General features: G+C 31.9%; 12 protein-coding genes. 9 read left to right on the forward strand and 3 right to left on the reverse strand.

The window, feature by feature from the left end:
• Window positions 1-4: 4 nt before the first annotated feature.
• Complete coding sequence (locus HGP29_RS12985; protein ID WP_168882840.1) at window positions 5-523, reverse strand: GNAT family N-acetyltransferase; 519 nt, start codon at window positions 521-523, stop codon at window positions 5-7.
• Window positions 524-733: 210 nt separating this feature from the next.
• On the opposite strand from HGP29_RS12985, the gene HGP29_RS12990 reads away from it, so the two are divergent.
• The 5 genes from HGP29_RS12990 (at window position 734) to HGP29_RS13010 (ending at window position 4,482) form a co-directional block, all read left to right on the forward strand.
• Window positions 734-1,108 carry a hypothetical protein gene (locus tag HGP29_RS12990; RefSeq protein ID WP_168882841.1) on the forward strand — a complete coding sequence of 125 codons (375 nt, stop codon included), beginning with the start codon at window positions 734-736 and terminating at the stop codon, window positions 1,106-1,108.
• A 120-nt stretch (window positions 1,109-1,228) separates the two neighbouring features.
• On the forward strand, window positions 1,229-2,059 hold the full coding sequence (locus HGP29_RS12995) for a helix-turn-helix domain-containing protein (RefSeq protein WP_168882842.1): 831 nt from the start codon (window positions 1,229-1,231) through the stop codon (window positions 2,057-2,059).
• Window positions 2,060-2,153: 94 nt separating this feature from the next.
• Window positions 2,154-3,137, forward strand: a complete 984-nt coding sequence (locus HGP29_RS13000; RefSeq protein WP_168882843.1) for a TQO small subunit DoxD — start codon at window positions 2,154-2,156, stop codon at window positions 3,135-3,137.
• A 141-nt stretch (window positions 3,138-3,278) separates the two neighbouring features.
• Entirely contained in the window at window positions 3,279-3,659 is a 381-nt protein-coding gene (locus HGP29_RS13005) for a hypothetical protein (protein ID WP_168882844.1), read from the forward strand.
• Window positions 3,660-4,089: 430 nt separating this feature from the next.
• Window positions 4,090-4,482, forward strand: coding sequence for a hypothetical protein (locus HGP29_RS13010; RefSeq protein ID WP_168882845.1), 393 nt, complete (start codon window positions 4,090-4,092; stop codon window positions 4,480-4,482).
• Window positions 4,483-4,527: 45 nt separating this feature from the next.
• On the opposite strand, the gene HGP29_RS13015 is transcribed toward HGP29_RS13010, so the two are convergent.
• Complete coding sequence (locus HGP29_RS13015; protein ID WP_168882846.1) at window positions 4,528-5,304, reverse strand: toxin-antitoxin system YwqK family antitoxin; 777 nt, start codon at window positions 5,302-5,304, stop codon at window positions 4,528-4,530.
• A 151-nt stretch (window positions 5,305-5,455) separates the two neighbouring features.
• Between HGP29_RS13015 and HGP29_RS13020 the strand changes: the two genes are divergently transcribed.
• From HGP29_RS13020 to HGP29_RS13035, 4 genes are all read left to right on the forward strand, one after another.
• Window positions 5,456-9,250, forward strand: coding sequence for a caspase family protein (locus HGP29_RS13020; RefSeq protein WP_168882847.1), 3,795 nt, complete (start codon window positions 5,456-5,458; stop codon window positions 9,248-9,250).
• A 323-nt stretch (window positions 9,251-9,573) separates the two neighbouring features.
• Window positions 9,574-11,142 (forward strand): guanitoxin biosynthesis MBL fold metallo-hydrolase GntH, encoded by a 1,569-nt coding sequence (gene gntH / locus HGP29_RS13025; RefSeq protein ID WP_168882848.1) that lies wholly within the window; start codon window positions 9,574-9,576, stop codon window positions 11,140-11,142.
• A gap of 28 nt (window positions 11,143-11,170) precedes the next feature.
• A complete protein-coding gene (locus HGP29_RS13030; RefSeq protein ID WP_168882849.1) occupies window positions 11,171-11,572 on the forward strand; it encodes a hypothetical protein in 402 nt (133 codons plus the stop codon).
• 13 nt (window positions 11,573-11,585) lie between these two features.
• Window positions 11,586-12,008 carry a DUF4625 domain-containing protein gene (locus HGP29_RS13035; RefSeq protein ID WP_168882850.1) on the forward strand — a complete coding sequence of 141 codons (423 nt, stop codon included), beginning with the start codon at window positions 11,586-11,588 and terminating at the stop codon, window positions 12,006-12,008.
• A 143-nt stretch (window positions 12,009-12,151) separates the two neighbouring features.
• Here the strand turns inward: HGP29_RS13035 and HGP29_RS13040 are convergent.
• Window positions 12,152-12,403: UDP binding domain-containing protein (locus HGP29_RS13040; protein WP_317169943.1), on the reverse strand; the 252-nt coding region annotated here is incomplete at its 5' end.

The following is a 12,403-nucleotide window of genomic DNA, read 5'->3' on the forward strand; positions in this document are numbered from 1 at the left end:
TGTACTACAAAGAAAGTCGATAACCAAAAACATCTAACCCATCATGTAAAAAATCTAAATCTACTGCCCGTTGGAAACCATATTTATCGTAAATTTTCCTAGCTGTTTTCATGGCTTCAGTAGAATGTATAATTAAATTTTGATGTTGACTATCCTTGGCTAAGGATATACAATGCTCTATTAATAAACGACCTACTCCCTTACCTTTAGCAGATTCTTTTACAGCTAATAACCTAAAACCACCAGCATTTTTTTCTTCTGGTGCAGTTCCGCCTGAACCATAAAATTCCATATTATCAAAATAGATTACCATACCTAGAATTTCTTGGTTATATACCGCCTTGAAAACTTTTACTGATGGATCAATTACTAATTCTCCGAAATTGGCCAAAGTAGAGTAATAATCAGGATAGACATCGGGCTGAGGGAAGCCCTCTAATTTTGAATAGACATTAATTACTAATTCTCCGAGCTCCTTAAATTCTGATTTATTCGCTAGTGCAATGATTACCTTGGAAGTCATTTCTGTTTATTAATTTAGTTTGCTGCAAAAGTAATCAAATTGATAAATTGTTCACCACAAAAATTTACACTAGCCATATTTTGACTTAAACTAAGCTATATTTTACCACTAAATAGAAATAAATAGCTTAAATAATTTTTAATAGTCATATTTACACTCAAGAAACAATCATAGATTTTTATTAAAGTATAATTTAAAATACTCATTGAAATGAATTTGAAAACAACTTTACTAGGCTTATTATTAACAGTACTTTCTTTCAGCACTTTTGCACAAGATGTCCCTGCCCCTACAGATTGGCAGAGAGAGAACACTTCAGAGTATATTGCTTTTGTTGGTGAAAAGTGGGATCTGTCTGAGAGTCAAAAAACTGAGTTGTATGATTTAAGGTTGGATGTAATGACACATGTTGCACACTACAAAAAGTTAGCAAAAGATGGTGATCTAACACCACAAGAATCAAAAGCTAAAATTCAAAATCACTCAAAGAAAATTAATAAAGAAATCTCTGAGCTTACGGGAAAAGATTGGAAACAAATCAATAAGATTAACCAAGAATTCTGGAAGCATATCGAGTCAAAATAATATTACTATCAAACAGTGTGACACTTGTATTAAAAAAGCCTGACAGTTTAATGCCAGGCTTTTTTTGTTTCTAAATTTTATACTAAATTCATCAATCAAAACCTATCCTAGAATAATACAATGCAAGTTGAAGGAAGATTAGATGAGTTCTTAAGAATTGAACTGATCACAAAAGACAATCATCATATACTACAAGAAAAATTTGATACAGAAAAAACGGTTCTTTGGTTCCAAGACGATAACACAAGGCTAAATATTGATAGTGTTCCTTATCACTTTAAGAAAGATCAAGTCATTACTTTTACAGAATTATATAAAATAGAAGTAGTGGAAATGGGTGAAGCAAAAATGTTTCAGTTCAATAGATCATTCTACTGTATTGTTGAACATGATAGTGATGTGGATTGTAAAGGAATACTTTTCTTTGGTGCTAAACACTTACCCGAATTTTCGTTAGATGACGATGACAAAAATGCATTAAAATATATATGGGAAATGATGCTTGTCGAAATGTCTTCAAAAAAGTACTTACATATGCCAATGCTTCAATCATTAATGAAACAAGTACTTATTGTTTGTACGCGAAACTATAAAAGTCAAAACAATATCCATGAAATAGAAAAAGGGCATATGGATATTATTAGACAGTTTACTTTCCTGGTTGAGAAGAACTTCAAAGAACTTTTCACAGTAGCAGATTATGCTGATTTATTACACAAAAGTCCGAAAACATTATCGAATGTATTTTCTAAGAATGGATACAAAGCACCACTTCAAATTATCCAAGAAAGACGCATACTAGAAGCAAGACGATTATTACAATACTCAAGTTGTACAATTTCAGAAGTTGCTTTCGATTTAGGGTTCTCTGATATTCAAACCTTTAATAGGTTCTTTAAAAGACATAAAGAAATGACTCCTTCTGCCTTTAAACAGAAATATGGGAAATAGTGTTCATCAGAAAGGAAATCCTGTCACCAATTTATAAGTTTGAAAGTTTGAGTTTTGTATCACCTAATTTTAAAAACTCAAACTTTATTAATTTATGAAATCCAAATCAATAGTAGGCGGTATAATCCTACCTTTAAGACTAGTTACCTCATGGCTATTTTTATCCGCAGTACTTAGAAGACTTATCCTTGCTCCTGGAAAACATGATTTCGACAGTCCAATGTGGATTGGCCATAAGATCAACACATTTTTCCCACATTCTAATGGCCCTTTTAAAGCTATGCTAGGTTATTTGGTAGAGAATCCAATACAAATGAATTGGTTTACATATGTATTTACCTATTCGGAATTAATTGTTGGTATTCTACTTCTTGTGGGTTTTGCATCTAGATTTACAGGTTTATTATTAGCATCCTTAGGAATTGGACTAATGCACACTGCGGGTTGGTTGGGCCCCACTTGTTTAGATGAATGGCAAATTGCCTCTTTATTAACTACTGTAGGCGGTGTTATGCTTCTCTTTGGAAGTGGAAGTTATTCTCTAGATAATTATTTCAATACCAAGTATCCCTCACTCCCAAAAAATAAGTATTGGTTCTATACAACTGACCCCAATCTATTACTAAATAGTAAATATTATAAGACCATTATCCTATCTTTTTCAACCGTAGCTGTATTGTATGTAATGGGTACAAATCAGTTATTACATGGAGGTGTTTGGGGAAATTTACATAACTACTCAACGAAACCAGATTTTGTTCTTGATAATTTTCATAAGGAAGGAAATATTGTCTCATTTGATGCTTTAAGGGACAAAGGCCCTGAAACCTATGGAGCTTTTATCACAAAAGTGATTTTATTGGATTCTGAAGAAAACAAAATCAAGGAAATTGACTTATCTAGTAAAAATAAAGAGGATATAAGTTTACACAACTATTATATCAACAAAGCAAACTTTAATTCCCAAAGTCTAGTATTTCCATTAGGAGCAAAAGCCAATGTTTCAATATTTGCCACCAAAGATACTAATGGAATCATGCTTGTCGATATCAGTGGTCGAGAATTTACAATTCACTAAATTTTATATTTATTCATTATCTATTTGAAGGATCACCCGCCTATGAAAAGCTTTGTGAATGTTGGTGAATAATTACCATGTATCTAACGAATGAGTATTAATTTTCAGAACTTTGCGATACCAATTAAAGATTGTGATATAATGAAAAAAATATTAATATATATCGTTAGTTTACTCCTCGTTTCATGTGGATCAGGTGGTAATGAGCCTACCCCTCTAGATGTTTTTTATCAAACAGTAAATCAAGACAATAATCGTCAAGAAATTCTGACAAAAGAATTATCCTTTTACAGTGGTGGTGGGTACGAGTATCGTTCTCAAATCATAGATTTCAATTCAAATATCATTTCTACAGAAATCATCTCTGGAGATAGTTTGAGCCAAGTGGAAGACAATGGCATTATTAATTATACTTTTAGTGGAATGATGTTCAATTGTACTGATTCATTAGAGGGAGAATATACCCGTTCAATGATTTTAAATCCTGTAAAATATGAAGGGTTTACTATTCATTGTGATTAATTGAAATACAATCTCAAAAGAATATATAAAAACATCCTTCCTCAATTCTGAAGAAGGATGTTTGTCGATTTCTACTTATTAAATTGCTCTACAGTTTATTTAGATTTCAGCTTGTGAATACATCACTTCTGATTAACGAATAAGAGTAATGTATTTCATTTACACTGTTCATACTAACATATATGTAAAAGTAAGGGATATAATACTGTAACCGATACACTTATTATACTATCATCAATCCTTTTTTGACATTGAATAATTATATAAATTTATAGGATCTAATAAATGCTTGATAAATATTAATTACTAATAAAATAAATACTCTCTTAGAGAAAGACTTACTATTTTTTTATTAAATACAGCATTGTAATTATGAAAATTGGTAAGGTATTTTCCATCATAAATGAATAATAATTAACAACAACTTTTTATGAAGTCTATTTTGACCTTAATGATTATTCTAACTAGTATAATCTGTACTGCACAAAACAAAAAAACAAGTAAATTTAATGTCCCCGTTACCGTTGATGAACTCTCTGAACCAGGCAATGTATTGGTTCGAAATGTACATGAAGGTGTAACGATTTTCAAAACTCATGTAAAATCCGATGAGTATAAACTTTCCGCCTATAATCGAAAAAAACAATTGATCTTTACTATCAATGTTGATGAAGGTAACAACAATAAAATACTTTCATTTAAAGAACAGAGGCAACAATTTCCCGCAGAATTAGAACTAACGGAAGAACTAGTAAAAGTCTTCTATAGGGATATTCAAGGCAACAGAAAATCCATTGCTTTTACTAGGGGTGAAATACTCTAAAATCAAAAAGTCTCAAACCATCTAACAAGGTTTGAGACTTTCTTTTTATGTACTACTTACATTTAGATTGTAATTGATTTTTTCAAGTTTCTTGTTCCCAGAGTAAGTGACGTATTCAGCAATCACTTGTACGTTATGTTGAATGTTCGCTCCTTTTGGTAATTTCAATAACACCCTACCTTCACGATCCTTCATCTCTGCTTTTATCAGTTGGTGCTTTTTAAAGTCTAAACACTGTACATCTTCTTTTTGGTAACAGACATAAAATTTCAGGTTTTTCCTTTTTTCAGATAACGTCAACTTTAGTACTACCTCATCATGGGAAGATGAAGGAAAAGTTTTCTTTACGAAGACCTTCGGATATTTAGATAACTTTTTCCCTGATTTAGAATACTCTTCCGTTCCAAAAGTTAACTTCCCTCCCATGTAAGGAATAATAGCTTTCACTTTTCCATCGCTATAAAAAAACTTCCTTTCCGTTAGAATATCATTTTCATATAATACTTCCTTATACAGTGTTCCATTTTTATAGAACTCTTTTACTATACCATCTTTCTTACCATTAATATAAAAAATTGATTTCCACAACTGACCATTATCGTAATACGTTTTGGCCCAACCATCTTTTACACCTTTTGAGCTATAATTTACCTCTGCTTTGATTTTTTTCTGATCGACATCATAATAGCTTTTAATAAGGCCTTGCTTCTTTAAGTTAGCCGTTTGTGTGTATTGACTCGATACTTGATCTGAATTCTTTTTTTGATTATCACAAGAAAATAATGTGATAATTAGAAAGGTGATGTAAGTAATGTTTTTCATTGGAAGAGTGTAATGTTTGGTTATCTAATGTACTGAAAAAGTATTAAATATTAATTCGGATCAGATAATGTTTTCTATAGTTTTAGTTTTTATAGTAAGATTAGATATCTTTAAGAAATTTTAAAGCTTCAATACATTCATTTTTTTAGCTGTGAAAAGACTTCTAATTACCCTATTTGTATTTACTCTTAGTACCCTTTCGATATTTAGCCAAAATGATAGAGGATTGGTATTGAATGAGCCTCAATCAACATCACAAAAAAAGATTAAAGCTGTTATTGTTGGTGTTTCGGAATATTCTAATTTTCCACAAGAAGCACAATTACAATTTGCAGATGATGATGCGACTGCTTTTGCCAATTTTCTAATGGAGCACAAAGCTGTTGCTCCAGAAGACATTAAATTACTCGTTAATAAAGAGGCGACACAATCAAGTCTAGAGCATCATATCATGAAAACCTTAGGGGATGGGCAGGAAGGCGAAGAAATTATTATCTACTTTGCTGGTCATGGTGATGTAGATATGGTCGGTGATGCCTACTTATTAGCCAACGATGCATTAGCAAAGAACGAAGAAGGTTATATGATGGGTATTGGTGGTTCACTTCCATTAAGTAGATTGAAAAAATACGTCAACCTCCTATCTAGCAAAAAAGGGTTTAAAGTTCTTATGGTTACCGATGCTTGTAGGTCAGGAGAGTTATTAAGTTCGGATGGAACGGATTCTGAATTTTCACAATTCTACAATGACTGGAATAATACTCATAAATATGTGTCTTGTGGACCCAATGAATTATCAAAAGAGGGATTACAATGGGGAAATGGTCATGGAGCATTTACATTCCACCTACTACAAGGTTTAATGGGTCTTGCTGATTCAAATGGAGATAATAAAATATACCATGGAGAACTTAATAGTTACATAACATCTAAAGTTCCTGCAGAAACTGATTATGATCAAAATCCACAATATAAAGGAATTGCAAAAGAAATTGTTATGGTTGTTGATGATAAGCTAAAAGATCTTGCATTACAGAATCAGAACAATTTTAATAAAACTTCAGTCGCTAGTCGAGGTGTATCACCTAATAATGGTCTTTTAAAGTATAAAGATACTTTTGAAACTAGATCATTCTACGATGCCATTGCATCACAACGCATTATTGAACCCAAATATCTACATCAAAATGAAGTCCTTGATATTGAATTTACTAATGATATTCAAATAGGTAATATAAAATCTGTAAAAGTATCAGGGAATAAAGCTTGGGTGTTTTCAAAAGCAAAAACAATTGAGATTTTCAACTTCGAAACCAACGAAAAAGAGATTGTACAAGCTATGAGTTACCCTTCAAAAATAGCTGCAAATGGAGATTATTGGGCGTATTATGCCAAAGATCAAACGACTTATTTATACCATAAAACATTTCAATTTAAAACAGCGAGCTATCATAAAAGTCCGGTTACTGCATTAACTATTTCAAAAAATGGCACAGTATATTCTGGCGATGAAAAAGGAAATGTCTTTCTAATGGATAAAGAAGACACCCCTCCTAAAAAAGTACATAAAGTAAAAAACCAAGTCTCTTCTATCGCTGTATCAGATGATGAAAAATTTATAGCTATTTCTGATGCAAAAGGTAGTTTAGTTATTCTAGATGGAAAAACACTCAACCCAATTACAGAAGAAAAAATCTCTCCTAAATCTGAAAGAGAGATGTTCTTTGCTAGAAATGGAGACATCATTGTCACTATTAATTATGCGACAATCAAATTTACTGATACAAAAAGCGGGAAAACAATTAGGGATATAGGTTTACCAGCTAGAGAAAAGCCTCGTAAAATTTCACCCCTTAATGATAAGTTTTTCTTAGTACTAGGAGAAAACTCCAACTTGTTTATTGTTAATGCAAAGTCTGGCAAAGCACAAAAAGTAAGTACTCACCCTTTGGGACAAAACTTCAAATGGGATAGTGATAGCGAATTAATGGCTTCTATTAGTACAACAACACTAAAGCTTGCTTCTATAACTGTTCCTACTCCTTATGCTACGGAATGGTTTGAAAAAATATACAATTCTCCACTCTATGATGAAACACAGAAGGAAGATTTAAAGAGTTTGTTAGCTGTTGCTCTACAAGACAAAGCTCAAAAAATAATTACTCCTTTTATCTTAGGCAAAAGTGTTACTCCATCAATTGTTGAGGTAAAAGAAGGAATTCATGAATTAAACTATGCGACTAGGTTATATAAAAATGAGCCTGAAATATTGGAAATGATTAATATCAGACGCTGGTTTTTACAAGGCTATCTTATCATCATTGAAAATAATGTGAAGGATTTCCCAAAAGCAATATCCTATTTCGAAAAGATATTAGAAGTTACACCAACTGCAGCTTACCCTCATAATGGCATCGCTATTATCAATAAAAAGTTGATGAAGCTAGATAAAACAAAAGAGAGTATAAAAATTGCTGAAGAATTAAAACCAAAATGGACTGAACCAAAAAATACTATGGTGAAGACATATGTGGTAGAAGAAAACTATGAGGAAGCATTAAAGAAAAATGAAGAGATCATTGCCATCATCCCGAATAATGTAAAAGGATATCTAGGTAAAGCAACTATTTATTTAGAGATGGGATATTATCAGAAAGCTTGGTCACTAGTTAAAAAAATGGAGACTATTGATCCTTCAAATCCAGCATTTACAGATATAAAAGCTGCTGTTCTTTTAGAACTTGGACAATTAAAACAGGCTTATGATGTTGCTCAAGGTATGATGAATCAATCACAAAAAGTAGAAGATTCTTATATCACTTATGCTAATATTATGAGGAAGATATATGATAGACAAGACAGCAATTCAAAATATCTTCTTGATGCAGAAAAAGTACTTCTTTCAGGTATTGAAGAATTTCCAACTTCAGCTGATTTAAAAGCTATTTTAGGAAAACTTTATACTTCTTATGCCTCATTCTATAAAAAATCACCGAAAAAGGTTTATGACCTTATAGATCAAGCATTAATTCTAGATCCTTACAATGCTGTTGCTCTAAGGTATAAAGCACAATTTGCCGTTCAAGTAGAAAACAACTATCCAAAAGCTAAAGAAAGTACTGATAAATACACAAGTAAAAGAGGTCAATTTTCAGATCTTGATATATTTCTGGCATATGTTGCTTATTCTAGACAAGACTTAAAAGCAATAGAAAGACATAGTAAAGTTTCATTATTAAAGAACCCATACCGTTTAGAAAATTACAAATTATTATGGAACACTTATGTTGAACTAGGTAAAGAAGATAAACTGCATGAGTTATACCTAATGGGAAAAGATATGTTGCCAGAGACTCCTTGGTTCGATTATAAATATGGATTATTCTTTAAAGGAAAAAAACAAAATGGTAAAGCTTCTTCATATATAGCTACAGCATTAAGAATTGCTCCACAATACAATTATGCATACGTCATGAGAAGTCCTACAAATGGTATTAAGAAACTATATGGTTATGATAAAATTCAACCTAAAAATGGTTTTTATTTAGTATCTAAAAATGGAAGTGAAGGCGTTATAGATTATGCTGGTAGACTTGTTGTTCCTATAGAATATTCCAATATCCAATTAAAACAAAATGGATATTCCTTATTAACTTTCTCTGATGGACAAATGCAATTGAATTCTCCTGATGGTAGAATCATCGGTGGTAAGAAATTCGATTCTATTGAGTTTATGGAGTGTGGTTTAATTAAGGTACAAGAAGGAAAACTATTTGGTTGCTTAGATAGAAAAACCGGACAATTAAGGGTCCCTATTAAATATGAAAAGATCACTAATGGCCGTTGGTCAGGAAAACCAACTGCATGTTGTAGGTATTCATTAAGTGACAGTGATCGATCTGCTGATTTTTATGACGGTAGTGGACAATGTGTTTCTTGTGATTAATAGAAAAGAGTCGATTGTTTAAAATCGACTCTTTTTTATTTGTTTTAGATTATACTTTACTCTTTTTAAAATATAAGGGTCACTTCTTTTCTTAACCTTGAGATATAACTATCAAAATAACTTTAAATCATTGATTATAGTAAATAAATGCTAATAATTGATTTATAATGTAACCATAAATCAATTTAACCGTTTGGTTAATTATAAAGTTTGATATTAATCATTTAAAACTCAAGCCTTATAAAACTTGATCCTTGTGATCAAAAAATTTTACTACTTAATTAACCATTTGGTTAAATAAAATATCAATAAAAACATCTATCATGAAAAAAGTTATTCTATCTCTAACATTAATATTAACCTACTGCCTAACGATAAATGTTAGCAAGGCTCAGGACGATCAAGGTCCAAACAATTACACTGGAAATTATCAAGGAACAAATAAAAATGCTGCAGGTTATGTCAACGATCAAAGCAATATATCAACTACTGATATTAACGAGTTTAAAAATATGGAAGGTATCTTTCAGACAGATACAACACAATTAAAAACCACATTGACTGCAGGTATTCCTATGGGAAGATGGAATGAAGGGTTAATGTTTGAAGGTATAGCACCAATGGATCATATGGTTTCTGCAGCAAATTGGTATCCAAATACTGAAGATTTATTAGAAGAAGAAATACGAATCATATTTATGGGATCCTCTCCTATGATTCGACCCGGACAAGCGAACACCTCGATTCTAATACAGTTTGGGAACGGAAAAAACTTAATTTTTGATATTGGTGAAGGATCAGTAGCCAATTTTGTTGGTGCGGGTATCGCGTTGAATGAGATCAATGATATTTTCCTAACCCACCTACATGTGGATCACTATGGAGCATTGCCTTATGTATATATGTTCGGTGCTTGGAATGGTAGATGGAATGAGCCATTAAGAATTACTGGTCCATCGGGATCTGAAGAAAAATACGGCACTGCACATATGGTTGAAGGGATGAAATCAATGACCGAATGGCATAGAGATGCATTTGATGTCTTTCCAATAGGCAGAGGATGGGAAATTGAAGTAAATGAATTTGACTTTACAGATGATGGTGGTGTTGTCTACAATCAGGATGATATAAAAGTCATTCACTGGCAACAAGCACACTGTAAAGATGGAGCTTCGGCTTATAGAGTTGAGTATAAAGGAATGTCAGTTGTCTTCTCAGGCGACGGTAGACCTAATAAATTAACCGCAAAATATGGCAAAGATGCTGATGTTCTAATCACTGAAATGCAAGTAGAAGTTGTTTCCATTTCATCACAAGTCTATGGTGTTCCAGCAGTGCTTTCTAGATATACAATTGATACTCACCATAACCCTGCCTATGCAGCAGGAAAGTTATACAAAGATTCTAATCCTCGTTTAGCAATGGCGACTCACACCTTTGATGATCTATATGCAAACAATGAAATGGTAGTAGAAGTAAGAGAACATTATGACGGACCTTTCCACTTTGGCTTTGATGGTGTAGTTGTGAATGTCACAAAAGATAAAATCTGGGTAAGAGACGGGCAATTGCCTGAATATCCAAATGCAACACCTCCGCAAGCAGGCTCTCAAGTTGCAGAAAATGGGGGACTTATCGTTCCCGTTCCAAGAAAAAAGAGAGAAGACATTCAGAACCAATATATCAGAGACATGCAATATCAACCAGAAGAGTATTATCCTGAAGGATACCAACCTCAATTATCTTACAAGTGGCCATCTGATAAACCTATTTTCGTTCCAAATGAAAAGATTCCAAGTTCAATGAAAAGAAGAAGAACAGATTTTGATGAAAATGGAAACTTTATTAAAAGTAGAGATTATAAACTCGATAACGTCAAATCTTCAAAATAAATACTGAAACTATCTAAAGAAAATAAAGATGAAATATTATATAAGCTTTTTCCTGTTGACCATACTTTCAAGTATCTCATTTGCTCAGACTAAAGAACAAGCAATGATCGCTCTTAGGGCTGAAGAACATACAAAAGTAGAGATTGATGAACAAATGGTGACATTTAGAGACCATACCGGAGAAATCAACAACATACAAAATTTTGAATATTTAGCCTTAGAGCTTGCAGAAGCATTGTATTTACAAATGTCTGACCATGTCTATAACCCATACTTCAATGCAATATTTTCTGAAGGTTATAACTATAGAAATATCATTGAATGTAAAGGAGGACTTGAATTGATTTTAAACGCCAGTCCAACAGAAATAGTAGTATCCATAACAGATGCCAATAAGATTGAATTAGCAAAAGAATCATTCTCATTATAAAAATATAGAAATCATGAAATATCAATTAATATCATTCGTAACAATTGTCTTATTCTTAGTAACATCATGCACCAATGATGAGGTGATCAACCCTAGTATGAAAATTTATGATATAAGTACAACTGCTAGTGAAACTTCTAGTATGAAGCAAATAAACTATAATTTCAATGTTGATGCAGAAGTAGGTTTGTCATTTATAAAAGTAGATATACACCCTGCATATGGACACGAACATAGTTTTCACGATGAAGTATGGAGTGAAATTATTATATACGATGAGTTTATTAATACTAATGACATGAACTCAGGACTGAAGGTTAAAATTGAAGATTCAATTGAGGTACCCGATTATGTTAATGGTGAATATCATATAACAATAAGTGCGGTAGATTTAAACGGATTTGAAATCTTCGAAAATGAAGAAATTGAGATATAAAATTAGTTTAGTTATGTAGTATAAAAGATCAGAATCGCTAATCTTAAATGAAAAAACTAGGACATTTTCTTTAATCAAAAGAAATAATGTCCTAGCTTTTTTTGATACAAATTAAATGTATCTAATATATATTTTCACAAAGATTATTTTCCAATGTTATAAACATTGAATCCAATCTCTTTTAATGCTTCTTTATCTAAGATATTTCTACCATCAAAAATATTTCCTGGCTTTAATACTGTAGAATGGATTTTTTCCCAATCATAAGTTTTAAATTCATCCCATTCTGTTAAGATAGCAATAGCATGTGCATCTTGAGCTGCCTCGTATGGATCATTGACTACTTTAACTCTTTCTCTGATTTCTTCTGAAGAGTGTGTATTCAAGTATTCCAA

Origin of the sequence: Flammeovirga agarivorans (genome assembly GCF_012641475.1) — a bacterium.
Taxonomy (GTDB): Bacteria; Bacteroidota; Bacteroidia; order Cytophagales; family Flammeovirgaceae; genus Flammeovirga; species Flammeovirga agarivorans.

Excerpts from the sequence above, each read along its gene's own strand:
- HGP29_RS13035 (WP_168882850.1), top strand. The coding sequence starts at position 11,586 with ATGAAATATCAATTAATATCATTCGTAACAATTGTCTTATTCTTAGTA.
- HGP29_RS13030 (WP_168882849.1), top strand. The coding sequence starts at position 11,171 with ATGAAATATTATATAAGCTTTTTCCTGTTGACCATACTTTCAAGTATC.
- HGP29_RS13015 (WP_168882846.1), bottom strand. The coding sequence starts at position 5,304 with ATGAAAAACATTACTTACATCACCTTTCTAATTATCACATTATTTTCT.
- HGP29_RS13000 (WP_168882843.1), top strand. The coding sequence starts at position 2,154 with ATGAAATCCAAATCAATAGTAGGCGGTATAATCCTACCTTTAAGACTA.
- HGP29_RS12985 (WP_168882840.1), bottom strand. The coding sequence starts at position 523 with ATGACTTCCAAGGTAATCATTGCACTAGCGAATAAATCAGAATTTAAG.
- gntH (WP_168882848.1), top strand. The coding sequence starts at position 9,574 with ATGAAAAAAGTTATTCTATCTCTAACATTAATATTAACCTACTGCCTA.
- HGP29_RS13005 (WP_168882844.1), top strand. The coding sequence starts at position 3,279 with ATGAAAAAAATATTAATATATATCGTTAGTTTACTCCTCGTTTCATGT.
- HGP29_RS12995 (WP_168882842.1), top strand. The coding sequence starts at position 1,229 with ATGCAAGTTGAAGGAAGATTAGATGAGTTCTTAAGAATTGAACTGATC.
- HGP29_RS13010 (WP_168882845.1), top strand. The coding sequence starts at position 4,090 with ATGAAGTCTATTTTGACCTTAATGATTATTCTAACTAGTATAATCTGT.
- HGP29_RS12990 (WP_168882841.1), top strand. The coding sequence starts at position 734 with ATGAATTTGAAAACAACTTTACTAGGCTTATTATTAACAGTACTTTCT.